Here is a 16574-nt window from a genome sequence, read left to right as displayed (position 1 = left end):
AGTTTTTCTCTTTACTTTTCAATATATGCAGCTTGTTTTTATTTTAATCCTTCAACGATATCTGATAGTTCACTCCATCTTTCCATCGTTTTTTCTAGCTCTTCTTCTGTTTTCTGCTGTGCTTCAGATAATTCTTGTGCCTTTGTGAAGTCAGATCCAACTTTCGCAAGTTCTTCTCCAATTGACTCAATTTTCTCTTCTAGTTCGGCAATTGTATCTTCAATTGTTTCCCATTCACGCTGCTCATTGTATGAAAGTTTACGTTTACGTTGTTGTTTTGGAGCTGCTTCTACTACTTTTTTCTCTTTTTGAACTTCCGCTTTCTCAATAAGTTCTTTCGTTTTTTCCATTTCTAAATAATCTGTATAACTACCTAGGAACTCACGCACTTCTCCTCCGCCAGTAAAGATGAACAGTTCATCTACTACTTTATCTAAGAAGTAACGGTCATGCGATACAGTTAAAACGACACCTGGGAAATCTTCTAAATAATCTTCTAGTACTGTTAATGTTTGTGTATCTAGATCATTCGTAGGTTCATCAAGTAATAGTACGTTTGGTTCCCCCATTAAAATACGTAATAAATATAAACGTCTTCTTTCACCACCAGATAGTTTACCAAGCGGTGTACCATGTGAATGCGTCGGGAATAAGAAACGTTCTAACATTTGAGATGCACCAATTACTTTTCCATCTGTTGTATGAATAACTTCTGCAATCTCTTTAATGTATTCAATCATACGCTGATTTAAATTCATCTCTTCATTTTCTTGCGTATAATAAGCAACTTTTACAGTTTGTCCTACTTCAACTTCACCACTATCAGGAGATAACTTGCCTGCAAGCATATTTAATAGAGAAGATTTCCCGCTTCCATTCGCCCCAATAATTCCGATACGATCGCCTGGTTTCACAATATGATTAAAATTATGTAATACCGTCTTATCGCCAAATTTTTTCGTTACATCTTTTAACTCAAGTACTTTCTTTCCTAAACGACTTCCACTTAGTGCAATATCAACTGACTGTTTTGCAGCTGGCCCTTCTTGTTCCTTTAACTCATCAAAACGCTGAATACGCGCCTTTTGTTTCGTAGAACGGGCTTTTGCACCACGGCGAATCCAAGCAAGTTCACGACGATATAAATTTTGGCGTTTGGATTCTTGTGCCAATTCTTGCTCTTCACGAAGTGCTTTCGCTTCTAAAAATGTACTATAGTTTCCTTCGTAGCTATATAGTTTACCATTATCTAATTCAAAAATACGATTCGTCACACGATCTAAGAAATAACGATCATGGGTTACAAGTAATACCGCCCCTGTATATCTTGCTAAATATTCTTCTAACCATTCAACTGTCTCATGGTCAAGATGGTTCGTAGGCTCGTCTAAAATTAATAAATCAGGTGTTTCAATAAAACATTGTGCCATTGCGATACGTTTTTTCTGTCCACCAGATAAATTCCCAACAGTTGCAGTGAAATCTGTAATTCCTAATTTCGTTAGAAGAGATTTCGCATTTGCATTTGCTTCCCATGCACTCATTGCATCCATACGTTGCTGCACTGCAAATAATTGTTCCTGTACTTTTTCATTACTTGGATCTTTTTCAATATTTAATAGTGCTTTTTCATAATCACGAAGAAGACGAATTAAAGGTGTATCACCATGAAACACTTGCTCTAATACTGTTAGTTTTTCATCAAACTCTGGTTGCTGTGATAAATAACTAATTGTATATCCACGTGAATGCGTCATTTCACCTGTATCAGGAGTTTCTAACCCTGCAATAATTTTTAATAATGTTGATTTACCAGTACCATTTACACCAATAATTCCGACACGTTGTCCTTCTGTAATACTACATGATAATCCATCAAATAACGGTTTTTCTCCGTATGATTTCGATAAGTTCTCCACAGTTAACATTTTCATATTTGTGCATTCCACTCTTTCATAAATTGTTCTATAAACTGTTCCATATAACAATGACGAACTTCAGCTTCTTGTTTTGCTGCGTTCGTATTCATTAAGTCTTTTAATTTTAAAAGTTTTTCATAAAAATGATTTAAAGATGGATCGTTATTTTTTCTATACTCTTCTTTCGTCATTACTTCACGCGGCGGAATTGTTGGATCATACATTAATCTCCCTTTCGCTCCGCCATATGCAAAAGTACGTGCAATCCCAATTGCTCCAAGGGCATCTAAACGGTCTGCATCTTGAACAATTTTCCCTTCAACTGACTCAACTGCGCCGCCATGCCCACCCTTATAAGACATATTGGCGATGATATGAAGAATATGTTTACTTTCTTCCTCATCTACATGTAACTCTTCTAACCAATCAGAAACTTTTTTCATTCCTGCTTCTTCACTTTCATTTAACTTTTCATCTGCCACATCGTGAAGTAATGCTGCCATTTCAATTATAAAACGATTTCCTCCTTCTTGCTCGGATAAAGAAATCGCCAGTTTATGTACGCGCTCAATATGATACCAATCATGCCCACTCGCATCTTTTTCTAAAATATTTTTTACAAAAGTAATTGTTTTTTTAATCTTTTCTTGTTTTGTCATTTTATCTTCACCCAGTTTCTTATTGTAACACGCCCGCCTTTTTTCATCACATATTTTCTTGTCCGCCCATACACTAGGTGGTAGGCATCATCATGAAGGAGGAATAAACATGTTCTATAATAATCAACCACCTTATCCACAACAACCATTTTACCCTCAGCAACCGGAACAAAGATATACAGAACAATATGAGGAACAAGAATTACAACAGCCAGAACAACAATACGAACAAAATCCATACGCTACACCGCAAGCTCAAGAACAACAAAATCCATACGACACACGTCCAAATTATGAATATCCTCAAAATCCATATGCAGCACCGCAAACTCAAGAACAACAAAATCCATATGACACACGTCCAAATTATGAATATCCTCAAAATCCATATGCAGCACCGCAAACTCAAGAACAACAAAATCCGTATGTAACTCAGCCACAACAACCACAATACCAACAACAAATGTATCAACCCAACTACGACGCACGTGTCTCACCACCTAAACCACCAACAATTGATCCAACGCAACCACAAATTTTACCACCAGGTCCGACTTTAGATATTACACAACCACAAATTTTACCACCTGGGCCTATTACAGAACCGACTCAACAACAAATTCAACAAGTTGTCGGTACACAATTTTTACCTTTAAAGAAACCTGTATTAGATTTCGTAAAACCTTGGGTAGATTATGGTTTAAATGAAGCGAAACATACTTCACATAAACACGCTTTAACAGAAGTCGCTGCGATTATGTTTTTAGTTGGAAAAGGATATAACCCCACAATTGCTCATTATATCGTTGAATCTTGGGAGAAGAATGAGCAGTTTTAGAATTGTTCATTTTATATTATATAAAACTACAAAAGTGTCACAAGTGCCTGTCATACAAGCATTTGCGACACTTTTTATTAACTACACTAATGCTTATTACTAAAAATTCAACTTTAAAATATAAATAAAAAAAGAAAAGGACGATTTCTATCGCACTTTTCAAATCACATCCTATAAAGGCACTCTATTAGGATCTTCTCTTTCTAGGACCTACAATTAATTTAATTGCTGTTCTTTCTTGATTATTGATAGAAATCTCTTGAAATGCTGGAACAAAAGCCAAATCAACACCACTTGGAGCAACAAATCCTCTTGCAATCGCAATTGCTTTAATTGCTTGATTTAAAGAACCTGCCCCAATTACTTGGATTTCCACATTGCCATTTGCTCTTAGTACACCTGCTATTGCACCTGCAACTGAATTTGGACTTGATTTTGAAGATACCTTTAATATATTTTCCATGTAAGTTGCTCCCTCTATTATTTAATAGCTCTTTCGTTACAGTTTTAAATATTTCAACGTATCTTTAACTATTATTCACACCAAAAGCAAACAATGCTTCCTATGTAAATGAATTCGATACCTTTCGTCTTCTTCCTGCCCAACTGCACAAATAAAAAGTAACGAATAAAGACTCTAATATACAAACGTTTAAATAGGAGCAATTCGCTAAACGACAACATTATCGCACCAAAAAATAACAATGCTACTTTTTCAGGTGCAATTCGTATAATAAGCGTTTCATCAATAATTCAATTTATTTAGAACTTCAGTTCATTTTTCTACCAAATTATTAATTTTTTCGTCTTCAAAAATCGTTATACATATTATTCTAATAAACTATATTTCACCATTTGAGTGCTTTATATTCCAAATCTACCACCTTATACAGGATAGGCATACATGCCAATAGTAGTTCATTTACATATACTACTATGTATCTTACATTTATTAATCATCAGGAGGTAATATATTGGGTTCATACTATCGTTCTTCAAACTCGTATAAAAGATGTTCCTGCCACGATTCACATAAACCATCAAAGCCAGCTTACGGTACTTTCTGGAAAACTGAGTTTATAACTGTTCCTTTTGGTGGTTCTTTCCCATTATAGAACGTAACCCCCTATTTCATTATTCTGTTAACCTAATAAACATAAAAAATTGCCGTCCCCTTCTAACACAAGGTTTCGGCAATTTTCATATCAAAATCTATTCACTCTTACTTCTCCACATAAACCGACTTAACAATCGTACGATTATAAGGTTTTCCTTCTTTATTTATCCCTTTTATATCCATCGTAACGTTATATACCCCTGGTTGCTTTATGTCCTTCAAAGCACCTGTAAATGTATTTGTATTAACATTTTGTAATTCATTAAATTCAGAGACTAGCTTCCCTTCTTTATTAACAACTCTTACTGTTATGGAAAGATTTCCTTTCATTTCAGGTGCCGCAGGTGATTTTTTCAGTTTATACTCTGATTTGTTAATTTTGACTTTTGTTGGCATTTGAAGAACGAATGGCGCGCCACTTTTGTGATCGCTTACAATTAAGTATGCATCTTTCGACTGCTTCGCCATCATTTTAACTCTCCATTCTCCTACGTCCATTTTGTCAAATTTAAATGTACTAATTGTTGCCCCATTAAAGAAAGATTCACCTTCACCAGTAGTTATCGTACTATCTTTATTTGTATACACTTTTCCTTTTGGAGATATTAGTTGTATTTCTACATCAGAAGCAGCTGTTAATACAGAAACCATTCCTTCTGCCTTTTTATCAACCGCCACAGCTTGCTCTATCCACTGACTTTGTGGCAATTCTCCCCCTAAAATATTTTGATTAGAAGTTGTATTTAATTGCTCTATATTTTCTTCTGAACTATTACTTGGTGCTACTAAAGGTGGCACGCCTACATTTGCAGTACGTAAATATGGTTCAATTCGTGCGAAAACAGCTGATCCTTTTCGTATATTGTCATGATCAAATTTGGAATCTGTAAATAAATGTGTGCCATATGGTAGCTTAGCACTCCATTCATTTACTAATCCATCATTCGAGCCGTACGATGACAAATATAATCCGCCCATAGATAACGCAGAAAATACTGGTCCCCAGCTAGTCCCAGTAGCCGTATAGTAACGGTTTAATTTAACTGCTGGATTATTATCTATCGTTGAGCGAAATTTTGCCATTTCCCCTATCTGTAACGCGTACGTACCATCATCTTTTTGACCTAATATAGAAGCAAGCCAACCTGCCCACCAACTATATGATAAATCCGCTAAATTTGAGCCGTGATGTGGTGTCGCAAGTGTAATAACATTCCCAACAAATCGATTCGCACCATATCCAACTAATGCCGCTTGTGTATCTATACCACCTTTACTATGCGCTACAATAGTAACCTTTTTACCGAAATGATTATATATTTCTTCCAGTTTTTGTGCTAACAATTTTCCGTTGTCCCACTGACTAGCCGATCCTTTCCCTGCCGCATCATATAATTGAATAAATACCGTTTGATATCCCGCTTTCAAAGCATAGTCATACATATCATTTATATCGTGATATACAGTCTTTCCATACCAACTATCCGCATTACCATTTCTGCCTTGTACAAAGAGAATTGGAGGCTTATTCTCATCATAATTAGTTGGTTTTTGTCCTAAAAACCAATCGCCAGGTGTAAATACTTCTGTATCAGGAAACCCCTTTCCAAGCTCTTTTACAACTTCTGCCCTTACATTTGTGCTAATCGATGGAGCCATGATAAAAAATATAATTAGTAAGGCAACACATCTTCTCATTAATCGCATGTTACTCCCCCCACTTTTTTTGAAAGAAGGTGCTCTTTGTAATAATTTATATTTTCTCCCTTAATAATAGCTAATCTTTTTATTTGAAAAAGATGTTAGCCCTATATTCAGGTGATTACTCGTACACCCTCTTCCTTAACTCACGTTATTCTCTTCGTTTCCATCTCTTCCTTTTGAGTAAACACGACAAAAAAATTTCTCAATAATTGTTAACTTCACTACATCAAGATGTTTTTCAAATCATGATTGTTTATATAAAGCATACAAATCTTGAAAAAATTTTATTAAAAAAACATTTTATTACTAATTAGTTATTTAAAAACATAATGAAGATATGTATTTTCCTTTCATTACATACAAACGAATTTAAAAGGAGCTTGTATTGTAAGACTTTCTTATGACTAAATATTTAACTGAAATTTCAAAATATAAAATCATATTTCCAGAAACATATATTATGATAATTTCCGCAGACTTGAATTAAGTTTTTAGAAGTACTAACCTATCGGTAAGCAGAAGAAAATTCTGTAAAAAGAAAGGAGAATGCTTTATGATGACCAATTTACAAAAGGAGTTTTTTAAACGATTAAAAATTCCCGCAAAAGAACTAACATTTGATGATTTAGATGAAGTCCTCTTAAAAATGGGAATGATTTTCCCCTATGAGAATCTTGATATTATGGCTGGTACTATTAAAAACATTTCAAAAAATAACTTAGTAGAAAAGTTACTTATTCAAAAAAGAGGCGGTCTTTGTTATGAATTAAATTCCTTATTGTATTACTTTTTAATTGATTGTGGGTTTCAAGTATACAAAGTAGCTGGTACTGTATACGATCTTTACGATAATAAATGGAAACCTGATGATGGTCATGTCATTATCATTTTAAGTCATGATCATACAGATTATATTGTGGATGCAGGTTTTGCATCTCATCTCCCTTTACATCCAGTCCCTTTTAATGGCGAAATCATATCTTCTCAAACGGGAGAATATCGAATTTACAAACGAAATACCCGAAAAGGTACACATATTTTAGAAATGCGAAAAGGCGCAAACGGCGAATCTACAAGTTTCTTACAATCTGAACCTTCAACCGAATGGAAAATAGGCTATGCTTTCACTATAGATCCAATAGATGAGAAAAAAGTGAATAACATTCAAAAAGTAATTGTAGAGCATAACGAATCGCCTTTTAATAAAGGGGCTATCACTTGTAAATTAACTGATTATGGTCACATATCATTAACGAAAAAAAATTATACAGAAACCTTTAAAGGCACAAAAAATAAACGACCAATAGGTTCTAAAGAATATGCTCGCATTCTTCGTGAATCTTTTGGAATCACTCAAGAGAAATATGTAGGAAAAATATTAGAAAGAGGCTAGTTGATTAAAAATATTTCATAATAAAGCAGATTCTATATATAGAATCTGCTTTATTTTATAATTTTTTATAGCGTAATTCCTTATCAGTGTTACTCTTTTAAAAGACTAGTATTATTAAGCATTTCTTTTTGTGCCATGTATTACTTACATTTCAATTATATACTCATCATCATATTTATCGTATTGTAGCCCTGCTCCTATTTTTGATTCCGTAACTTGATCCCTTAAAAACGGTGCGGCTTCCATTTTGCTAGTTGCAATTTCAATTCCATATTTTTTCGTTAAATGAGCTAACTCTATTAAAAACCACTCTCTTCGCAATGAAACTGGAATATCTAATGTTCTTCTTTTCATATATAATAGCACCTCTTTTATTTTCATAACTTAAAAGAATATCACTTATCAAAACTATCGTTCATCACAAACGCCAATGAAACATTATAGTATATGCATGTCCATTTTAAACGTGCTAATATAAAACACCATTATAGTTTACATAAAATAATTATGTAATAGTAGAAAGAGGAGGCTTGTCCTCCTCTTTCTACTATAGAGATTTAAATTAAGAACATCTTGGTACACCAAAAGCTAAAAATAATGCTGCTACTCCTGCTGTAATCGGTACTTTTAACGTAATTACATCGTCTACCTTCGTTACTAAAAAGTACGCATTACCTTCTTGTAATATACAATTCACTAACAATTGAAATTCCATTCAAATCTCCTCCTTTCAATCGATATACTTTAATTTATGAAATTTCTTTAAAAAAGTAATAGGAAATATATCTATTTTTCTTTATATACACATTAATTGTTTATATATATATCTATTAAAAATATTAATTTTCGAAATGAATATAAAACGTGTATTATCCAATAAGTTCCTATATAATCAATAGAGAAAATCTTGCAAATGGAAGTATGAAAATGGCTATTTTGAGTAATATTGGTGGCGTATTATTTCTATTTGCTTTTAATCTTTTAATCTTATGTATCCTTTTCATTCTTTAAGAAAAATGGAAAAGCAAAACAATATGGTCGTCCTACCGTTATCTTTTTTATTATTTCTATTGTATTAATAATGACCGGTACAACAAAATCTGAACACCCAGTTATCGAATTTTTTACTTTGGCGTTGTATATCTTCCAACTCATTAAAGATTGGAATAACACTTTCTAATTTCTTTTTATCGATACGTTCATTTACAAGATCCCGTCCCAACATTGAAATGAATGTACCAATTATAACCGCTTGTGCTGGTTTAGTTAATTTGGCTTTATCCATCCTTCATCCCTCCAAAATAAAAAGCACCCGAATGGATGCTTTTTCATTAAGTATTACATTTGCATTTCAATTATGGTAAATGAAGTTTTATTCTTCTTCCAATCACCTAATCTTATTTACATTTATCTGTTTCAGCAATATTAAGTAACTAAAAGAAGAGCAAAACCCCTTCTCCGTTTATACAACGTAAATTGCAATTGAATGTGAAATGAAGAACAACCATTCATCCAGCCTGCAACCATCACCACCAGTTATGAAGATCCATTTTCAGAGGAATTTTATGAGCAATGTTTTCGTCCACTTCTCACAATACAAATATATCACGTTAACTCCAAAACGACCGGCACATTTACTGCAAAAAAGCGATCACGAATCTGCCACCTTTCTTTAATTGATTGTAGCTCTTATTCTATTAAGTAATGAATCTTTTAATTCCCTCTCATCTTTCCAAACAATATGGCTATATTGTCTAGTATCAAAATGCAGATTTGCTAAGTCATTTTCCCTGCAAGTCCATATTACAGGTTTACCAAGTCCCATTGCATAGCCGGCTTCAAAATAGACGTCACCTCTATGTTCAGTAAAATCTGCAATTATAAATTTACTTTGTCTTATTTTAACTATAATCTCATCATCAATTTTGTTATTGTGTTCCACTTTATCAATTCGAATAGGCTCATAACCTGCTTCTTTTACAGCCGTTGCAATTGCATTCTGATATAGACTATCCATTTTTGGACTAAATGACATAGCGACAAACACCTGCTTAGTATCCGCTTCTCTTCCCTTTTCTAATTCTGCAATACGATTCCACCCTTTTGCTGTAACTGTAATATGTGCAGGAAAATCTGCTGCAGATAGCTTAGATATCTCAATTAATTCGTCCTGAAATAATTGGTTCGCTATATATTTCATTTCCAACAAATGAACACTCTGTACAAAAAATAGAGATTTATCTGATTCACGAATATATAATGGGTCACCTGGAAATTTTGACAATTTAGCTAAGTTTATTAATGACTCATCCAATCTATCAGAAGCACTATCTGGATATTCACTTAATAGATCCGCTAAAAGATAAATAGGATACGGAAATTCTGAAAAATTTTCATCTGGTCGATTAAGAAAAATCATTATTTTTCCCATCCCTCTAATGTTTCTCTTTCTTAAAATTGCAGAAAGTTTTCTCTTCTGCTCTACATTTAATTCGATTCTCGCTTCTTCAATCATGGAAAATGTGCCACAATTCTCACATTTATATTGCTCTGCACGTCCCCCTCCCACTCCTACTAATTGGGGTTCCTCAATAGAGTTTTGACAAACCGGACATCTTTCCCTCATCACGACCACCACTTTCTTGTTTATAGCATAATATTAACATATAAATAATTGACTTCCCCTTATCTTATATTGTGTGTAACTGATCCTATCACTGAATCCCTTGCTATCATTAATTTTATTTAACTTTCTCTTTTGAGTTACACAGTACAAAAATTATGAGTAGCTGTATAGGGAGGGATACCACCAGCATTTTTCAAAATAACCTACGCTATGCGGGAACATAAAATAAAGCTGCCCATATGGACAGCTTATTTACATAATTCTCGAAAGTGGAAGTTAATCAACGAGGGTTTAATCTCAATATTTTCTTGATTTAATGATAATAGAAGATGGTCTCCGTTTTTCATTTATTAATTCTGGCATTTTTTCTAATCCTGTTGGAGTTGACTCTGGCTCAATAATTTTCTCAATTACAAAACCGTTGTCTATAAGAGTATTAATTAATGTTGAAATTGTTCTGTGATATTTAACAACACCATCTATCCACCAATGTTCCTCTCTTTTTCCTTCTTCTTGATAATTATCTAATGCCCAATGCAATCTGTTTCCATTATTATCCTTAAACCAATTATTCATTTCCTTTCGAGCTGTTACTATTGGATGTTCTGTTGAAAAGATAAATTCACCATCATTTTTTAACAGATCTCTTATTTTCTTAATTAGATGTGAGTAATCTTCTATGTAATGTATAACTAAAGAACTTGTTATTAAGTCGAATTTTTGATTTGGCAAATTAAGTTCTTCTATTGGTACACACATATAATCTATTTTTTCGTTTTTGTTATACATTTCAGCTTGTTCAATCATATTTCTTGAGATGTCCACTCCTATAACTTTCGAGGCACCATTTTCTACACAGTACATAGAAAAATGACCAGTTCCACATCCCAAATCTAATACAGACTTATCTGTAAGATTAGCAATTATAGATTTAATTGCTGGCTGTTCAACAAAATCATTAAAGGTAAATCCATTTTCACGTAATGACTTATAATTTTTAAAGAAAAACGGATTATCATAAATGTTTTGTTTCATTATATACCTCCTATAATACAATCTATATTTTTTATATTCTAGGAGGCATCCAAAAACTCCTATATTAACCAAAATACACTTCAACTAACCTGCCATTTAGTTGAATAAGGAACAGTGTATATCCTATACATGTTAGGTTGACATAACGTCTCATTATCGGAAGTGAAATGTGCTTATACATCCAGGCTGTTGATGATAGCTAATATTTGATGATCTGTCCATTTGCCATTAATCTTTACATTTTCTTTAGCTATACCTTCTTTTTTAAATCCTACTTTTTCTAATACACGAATAGATGCTATATTGCTAGGCATAGCTCCTGCTTCAATTCTATGTAGTTTTAATTCTCTAAATGCAAAGTCTACAACAAGTCGAAGAGCCTCTGTTGTATAGCCCCTTGAATTATGCTCCCTATCTAAGGTAAATCCCGTATAACAGCTTTGGGCGGGATCCCTAGCAATTTGAGTTAATGAAATGTCTCCGATAAGTTTATCAGTTGCTTTTAAAAAGATTCCAAAAGCGTAAACTTGATCTTCAGCTTTCTTTTTTAATGCTCGTTCAATGCGCATTTTTTGATGTTCTTCTGTATAAAAGACTTCTGGGAGTAATGGACAAACTCGTTGAAAAAATTCGCGATTTCTAGTGTGTAAGTTAGCTAACTCGCTCGCGTCAGAAATTTTGTAAAGTCGAAGATATATTTGCTGTCCTACGATTTTCATAAAAAACCTCCGATATCCTTTTAATACAATTTTATTCTCGTCAAATCTTATAAATTCCTTTTTTATATTATATTCATGTTAAGCTAACATGACGTCTCATTATCGATAACAAGGAAAGGTGGGCCCATCCTCTGACAAAGGAATTTCCTTTTTTTGTTCTACAGATTTATGCATTATTTTATACATTCCTATCCTGACGCAGGTTTTCGGGTTCTCTTTTGTTACTGAATTATCCAAAAACTGTATAAATTTTTGTATGCTCTTAGCATGGGGGTTTTCAAAAACGGTGACGGTACCCCTAGATTTAAAAAGAAAAAAGCAATGATTCGATTTCAAACCTAGTCATTGCTTTATCTATTGCATCTTGATTTACACCTATATAACGTAACATGACCTTCTCTGAAGAGTGACTGAATATCTCCATGATTAATGTGCTATGTTTTTCGTTTGCATGTACATATGGTACCCGTAGGTCTTTCTTAGCGTATGCGTTCTATTTCATCTAAACTAAACTCTGCTGCGGCTATACTTAATATCTTATATTCCATACTACGACCGATAGGACGATTCTTTCATTGTCTACTTTGTAATAGGTATTCATGATCTTCTCTTTCTTCTATAAACCATTTCAGTTCTCTTTTTAATGCTGCAGTATTTTGAATACGTTTTTGTTTTCCTGTTTTCTTTTCCCTCATAGAGATATGACTCGTTTTTACATCTTCTACCTTCAATTTTAAAATGTCAGAGATTCTCAAGCCTGTATTGATTCCCATAATGAATAAAATTTAATTTCGTGCACACTTCTCCTTAAAATACTCTTTTAGCTGCTGTATTTCTTCTGGATCACGTATCTGCTGAACAAAATTCATTACCTCCAGTTTCTTCAGTCTCATATACTTCTAATCTAAGAGCAACAGCTAATTTATAAAAAGCACTAGATCTATTTCGTCTATACGTACGCTCACTCATACCAACATTTGCTAAAGCAATATCTTCTGCTGGCTTCCCTACCATATTTGTTGGACCATGATATCTTACCTCGCTAGATGCTGTAACCTTCATCTCATTTCTAATCATCCCAAATTGTCTATAAATACGAACATTTTCAAGAATCTCTTCTAAACGAACCTGCGTTGCTTTGCGATCAATTTTAGGTAAGAAAGTTAATTGCGCCATATATAAAAACACCCCTTATACATTTTGTTAATAAAAAAGCGGAAACCAAACTATAGAGCAATATTACTAATGCTCTTATAGTTCGATGTCCGCTGATTCTTCCAGTAGGACTATATTTATATATATTGTTATATCATTTTCTCATATTTTAGTGATTTTCTTATTAGAAAAAGATTATTTTGTAACAAATTTATAAAATCCATCTTCATTGAGCACTTTATATCTAAAAGGAGTAATTATGAAAATTTTGGAATACATATTACTTAGATTGGTTGGATTGCATTATTCAGAACATGGTGGGCTATATTCTTTCATTGAGTGTTTTTAAATCTCAACATCCATTATAATTTTTAAAGAAAACTTTTTAGATCAAGTAGCATATTATACTAGATAAGGATATATTCCACAAAATTTTGAAAGGAGGACTCTTTATGAATACAACTTTAATTTCCCATTTCTACAATGAAGAGTATCTACTCCCATGGTGGTTAATGCACCACACAAAATTATTTGATCATGGTATTCTTATTAATCGTGGGTCTACTGATCGCTCGGTTGAAATATGTAAATTATTTGCACCTCATTGGGAAATCCGTGATTCAAAAGTATTAGAGTTTGATGCCGTATTAGTTGATCAAGAAGTAATGAACATAGAAAAAGAAATTACGGGCTGGAAAATGGTGTTGAATACCACTGAATTTCTTTGCTGTTCTAATAAAGAAGAGTTTTTTTCATCACTTACTAAATTAAAAAGAAAGATGTATTCCATTAGAACTATTTTAATGGTAGATGACCCTATGCATGCCTACACTAAACCGAGATATGGAATTCCACTTGTCAAACAACGTTTTCATGGAATAGTAATTCAGCCTAGTCCTCTTACCATTTATAACGGCGGTAGATTAATTCATAATTATTCGCATGGTAACTATTCAGTAGGAAGACATAACTCGTTCTATTCGTTTACTATTTACAAGTATCCTGCTTTCATTTTAAAGTTCTTTTACAGTCCATGGAACAACGCTATGAAGGACCGGAAACTACAGATTGGTCCTACTCTTTCTAAACATAGCGCCCAGAATGGTTTGGGTACTCATCATCTTGTAACACTAGCTAAATTAGAAGAAAATTATCTACACTATGCAAACTTAACTAGCGATCTTCGATTAATGCCAGAATATCAATTGTTATTTCCAGATTTATGTTTTCCAAATTAATTATTGTATCTATAAATCAACACAATCCATAATTATTCAAATAACGCTTTTATGAAAAGTTATTTCTCTTAAATTATTCAGACATTTTCATGGCTTATTTTCATATATTCAGTATTCCCTCAATACACTAAGAAAAGTATACAAAGTGAATGGAGGTTAAATATGCTTATCACAAATATTTATGATTTTATAGCCAAGTATGGGCGTCCCCCTCACTTTCACAAAGATTTCCCTTTAATCTTATTTTGGAGCCAAAAAAGCGGCTGCACTTCACTCGCATATTGGTTCTTTTATCACATTAATTTGTTTAAAGAAGTTGTAAAATATAGCCCATTTGTTCATAACTATGAATTTGAAATTTATAAAAATTCCATACCATATTTCACTGATTTAGCCAACGCATTACAAGCAAAAGAAAAAGACACGTATAAATTGGTAAGAAACCCTTTCAAAAGAGCTGTAAGTTCCTTTATTTCTCTTATACCAGCGCCATATTACGAATCCACTGAGTGGAAGCCAATCCGTCGTTATCTTTATGGTGATGAATCTTGCAATAAAAAGATTTCCTTTAAACTGTATTTATATTATTTAAAAGCGCATGCACCAAATTTTGAAGGTGTAAACCCACACTTCACACCTCAATATATACAAGGAGAAGAAGAGTTCGTTACAAATTACATTTACCTTGAAAAATTCTCTACCCATCTGTCTATCTTAGAAGACAAACATTGTTTAAAAAAATCTCCATTAAACGGATTAATAAACTCGTGGCATCACCAAAGTAATCTAGCAAATTACAAAGGTAACTATGCAGATGGTGATATTACAGATCCCTTATTCCCAAGGCATCCGACCTATGATAGTTTTTATGATGAAGAAACGATTCAATTAGTTGAAGATATCTTCAAAGAAGATTTCACTACTTACAAATATCCCTCAACATTACTTTAAAATATAAACATTTTCCTTATCATAAATTCATAATTATTACAGAGAAACTTAAGCCACCTACTTAAGTTTCCTCATAATACTCCTGCAAATTGAAGTTGGGCACTATTCTAATAGTGCTCTTTTTAATGAATTTCAATTTTCAAAAGATTTCTATTGAGTCCCCCTCCAAAATAACTATTTTGTTCGACTTTCTATTAAGCTCTTTTTTAATAAACCTTACAAATTCGTAATACTATTGTCACCTAAATAGATAGTTAATTGGTTAATTCTGGTTTAATATAACAGACTGTTAGATTGATTAAATAAAACATTATTGGTAGGTGTGACACTTGATGGCAAGAAAATTATTACGCTACGTAATTGTAAGTATGTTTTTTCTAACTATTCCGATTATATTTATACATTTTGTATCGGCTCAATCCATTCCAAAAGAATACAGTGAAGAATGGCCCACAGTAAAAAAAACTGCTGAACTAGTTACAATTGGTTACTTTAAAAAAGAGAAGACTCTTGATATTGTAATAAAAAAAGTTGAGCCTCCGGAAGAATATAGAACACATGAGATTTACCTATTCGGACATGTTGCTGACGATAAAAAACAAAAGATTTCTGCTATTGTAAATTTTAGTGAGAACTATTCAATTAGAGATACATCTGAAGATTTATTTTAAGTCAAAGAGTATTTAACTTATGTTAGATGCTCTTTTAGCTAAAATAACGCTTTTGTTAAGATCCACGCATCCATTTCTTAGGTGAAAAACTTTTATAAAGGCATTTTTTTAGACAAATTTACCAGATGAATTAACAGAAACTTCGTGTTATTCTTAATTTGTTGAATAACCCAATACATTCAACAATGCTCTTGACTGCATACTTAGTATGCAACCATCCATCCAGATACCTTAGCTAATACGTCCCCAAAATCGTTATTATTGCTAAGGTATCTTTTTAGATGCCCTGTGTGCAGGGCTTTTTTATTTCAGTGATAACGCTCTTTTTCCCATATAATTATTGATGCTTGTAGTCCCATTTCTTAACAAAATTCAAATTTGATTATATTAACCGAATTTTTCGCTCTTCCATACGAATTACTTTTCCATTTTGAATATACAAATGATTGTTCACCAAATCCACCTTGAGGTGGTTCTATTAGTTGGACCTGACCATTTTTAACAACATATATTCCGTTTATTTTCAAAACTGACACATAATAAGTGATT

General features: G+C 32.9%; 16 protein-coding genes and 4 pseudogenes. 7 read left to right on the top strand and 13 right to left on the bottom strand.

Features of this window, described 5'->3' with window-relative positions; genetic code table 11:
* Nucleotides 1–38: 38 nt before the first annotated feature.
* Together MHB70_RS09650 and MHB70_RS09645 are read right to left on the bottom strand one after the other, a co-directional pair.
* Entirely contained in the window at nucleotides 39–1934 is a 1896-nt protein-coding gene (locus MHB70_RS09650) for an ABC-F family ATP-binding cassette domain-containing protein (protein ID WP_000783187.1), read from the bottom strand.
* Nucleotides 1931–2578 carry an HD domain-containing protein gene (locus tag MHB70_RS09645; RefSeq protein WP_000165951.1) on the bottom strand — a complete coding sequence of 216 codons (648 nt, stop codon included), beginning with the start codon at nucleotides 2576–2578 and terminating at the stop codon, nucleotides 1931–1933. Before MHB70_RS09645 ends, MHB70_RS09650 begins: the two co-directional genes overlap by 4 nt.
* A gap of 109 nt (nucleotides 2579–2687) precedes the next feature.
* Here MHB70_RS09645 and MHB70_RS09640 point away from each other — a divergent pair, with 109 nt between their 5' ends.
* Entirely contained in the window at nucleotides 2688–3416 is a 729-nt protein-coding gene (locus MHB70_RS09640) for a hypothetical protein (RefSeq protein WP_000499664.1), read from the top strand.
* A gap of 187 nt (nucleotides 3417–3603) precedes the next feature.
* Here MHB70_RS09640 and MHB70_RS09635 read toward each other — a convergent pair whose 3' ends face one another.
* On the bottom strand, nucleotides 3604–3879 hold the full coding sequence (locus MHB70_RS09635; RefSeq protein WP_000427795.1) for a stage V sporulation protein S: 276 nt from the start codon (nucleotides 3877–3879) through the stop codon (nucleotides 3604–3606).
* Nucleotides 3880–4390: 511 nt separating this feature from the next.
* Between MHB70_RS09635 and MHB70_RS31135 the strand changes: the two are divergent.
* Nucleotides 4391–4525 (top strand): annotated as a pseudogene (locus MHB70_RS31135) (preprotein translocase); the annotation flags it as partial.
* Between the two features lie 113 nt (nucleotides 4526–4638).
* On the opposite strand, the gene MHB70_RS09630 reads toward MHB70_RS31135, so the two are convergent.
* Nucleotides 4639–6240 (bottom strand): esterase/lipase family protein, encoded by a 1602-nt coding sequence (locus tag MHB70_RS09630; RefSeq protein ID WP_001238674.1) that lies wholly within the window; start codon nucleotides 6238–6240, stop codon nucleotides 4639–4641.
* Nucleotides 6241–6790: 550 nt separating this feature from the next.
* On the opposite strand from MHB70_RS09630, the gene MHB70_RS09625 reads away from it, so the two are divergent.
* The gene (locus MHB70_RS09625; protein ID WP_000988913.1) at nucleotides 6791–7630 is read left to right on the top strand and encodes an arylamine N-acetyltransferase family protein; all 840 of its coding nucleotides are present in this window, start codon (nucleotides 6791–6793) and stop codon (nucleotides 7628–7630) included.
* Between the two features lie 144 nt (nucleotides 7631–7774).
* On the opposite strand, the gene MHB70_RS09620 is transcribed toward MHB70_RS09625, so the two are convergent.
* A complete protein-coding gene (locus MHB70_RS09620) occupies nucleotides 7775–7984 on the bottom strand; it encodes a hypothetical protein (protein ID WP_000830258.1) in 210 nt (69 codons plus the stop codon).
* Nucleotides 7985–8192: 208 nt separating this feature from the next.
* Nucleotides 8193–8345 carry an exosporium protein ExsG gene (exsG, locus tag MHB70_RS09615; RefSeq protein WP_000395673.1) on the bottom strand — a complete coding sequence of 51 codons (153 nt, stop codon included), beginning with the start codon at nucleotides 8343–8345 and terminating at the stop codon, nucleotides 8193–8195.
* Between the two features lie 212 nt (nucleotides 8346–8557).
* Between exsG and MHB70_RS09610 the strand changes: the two are divergent.
* A pseudogene (locus MHB70_RS09610) lies at nucleotides 8558–8786 on the top strand (excalibur calcium-binding domain-containing protein); the annotation flags it as partial.
* On the opposite strand, the gene MHB70_RS09605 reads toward MHB70_RS09610, so the two are convergent.
* From MHB70_RS09605 to MHB70_RS09580, 6 genes and pseudogenes are all read right to left on the bottom strand, one after another.
* The gene (locus MHB70_RS09605) at nucleotides 8706–8915 is read right to left on the bottom strand and encodes a hypothetical protein (protein WP_000356390.1); all 210 of its coding nucleotides are present in this window, start codon (nucleotides 8913–8915) and stop codon (nucleotides 8706–8708) included. The pseudogene MHB70_RS09610 and the gene MHB70_RS09605 overlap by 81 nt on opposite strands.
* A gap of 387 nt (nucleotides 8916–9302) precedes the next feature.
* Nucleotides 9303–10256, bottom strand: coding sequence for a hypothetical protein (locus MHB70_RS09600; RefSeq protein ID WP_061529928.1), 954 nt, complete (start codon nucleotides 10254–10256; stop codon nucleotides 9303–9305).
* A gap of 297 nt (nucleotides 10257–10553) precedes the next feature.
* A complete protein-coding gene (locus MHB70_RS09595; RefSeq protein ID WP_000812398.1) occupies nucleotides 10554–11291 on the bottom strand; it encodes a class I SAM-dependent methyltransferase in 738 nt (245 codons plus the stop codon).
* Between the two features lie 173 nt (nucleotides 11292–11464).
* Nucleotides 11465–12010 (bottom strand): GNAT family N-acetyltransferase, encoded by a 546-nt coding sequence (locus tag MHB70_RS09590; protein WP_000706290.1) that lies wholly within the window; start codon nucleotides 12008–12010, stop codon nucleotides 11465–11467.
* A 304-nt stretch (nucleotides 12011–12314) separates the two neighbouring features.
* Nucleotides 12315–12879: pseudogene (locus MHB70_RS09585) on the bottom strand (tyrosine-type recombinase/integrase).
* Nucleotides 12854–13186 carry a hypothetical protein gene (locus MHB70_RS09580; RefSeq protein WP_061529927.1) on the bottom strand — a complete coding sequence of 111 codons (333 nt, stop codon included), beginning with the start codon at nucleotides 13184–13186 and terminating at the stop codon, nucleotides 12854–12856. The pseudogene MHB70_RS09585 and the gene MHB70_RS09580 overlap by 26 nt, the downstream one beginning before the upstream one ends.
* Before the next feature lie 431 nt (nucleotides 13187–13617).
* Here MHB70_RS09580 and MHB70_RS09575 point away from each other — a divergent pair, with 431 nt between their 5' ends.
* The 3 genes from MHB70_RS09575 to MHB70_RS09565 all read left to right on the top strand — a co-directional run bounded on the left by MHB70_RS09575 (nucleotide 13618) and on the right by MHB70_RS09565 (nucleotide 16025).
* Entirely contained in the window at nucleotides 13618–14403 is a 786-nt protein-coding gene (locus MHB70_RS09575) for a glycosyltransferase family 2 protein (RefSeq protein WP_001098389.1), read from the top strand.
* Between the two features lie 162 nt (nucleotides 14404–14565).
* Entirely contained in the window at nucleotides 14566–15354 is a 789-nt protein-coding gene (locus MHB70_RS09570) for a sulfotransferase family 2 domain-containing protein (RefSeq protein WP_000909242.1), read from the top strand.
* A gap of 332 nt (nucleotides 15355–15686) precedes the next feature.
* Complete coding sequence (locus MHB70_RS09565) at nucleotides 15687–16025, top strand: hypothetical protein (RefSeq protein ID WP_000101563.1); 339 nt, start codon at nucleotides 15687–15689, stop codon at nucleotides 16023–16025.
* Nucleotides 16026–16407: 382 nt separating this feature from the next.
* Here the strand turns inward: MHB70_RS09565 and MHB70_RS09560 are convergent.
* A pseudogene (locus MHB70_RS09560) lies at nucleotides 16408–16573 on the bottom strand (DUF3954 domain-containing protein).
* Between the last annotated feature and the right edge of the window lies 1 nt (nucleotide 16574).

It is taken from the genome of Bacillus sp. FSL M7-1020 (assembly GCF_038050415.1).
In the GTDB taxonomy this organism is placed as follows: domain Bacteria; phylum Bacillota; class Bacilli; order Bacillales; family Bacillaceae_G; genus Bacillus_A; species Bacillus_A toyonensis.
The sequence above is the reverse complement of the archived record's forward strand: the minus strand, read 5'-3'. Positions and strand labels throughout refer to the sequence as shown.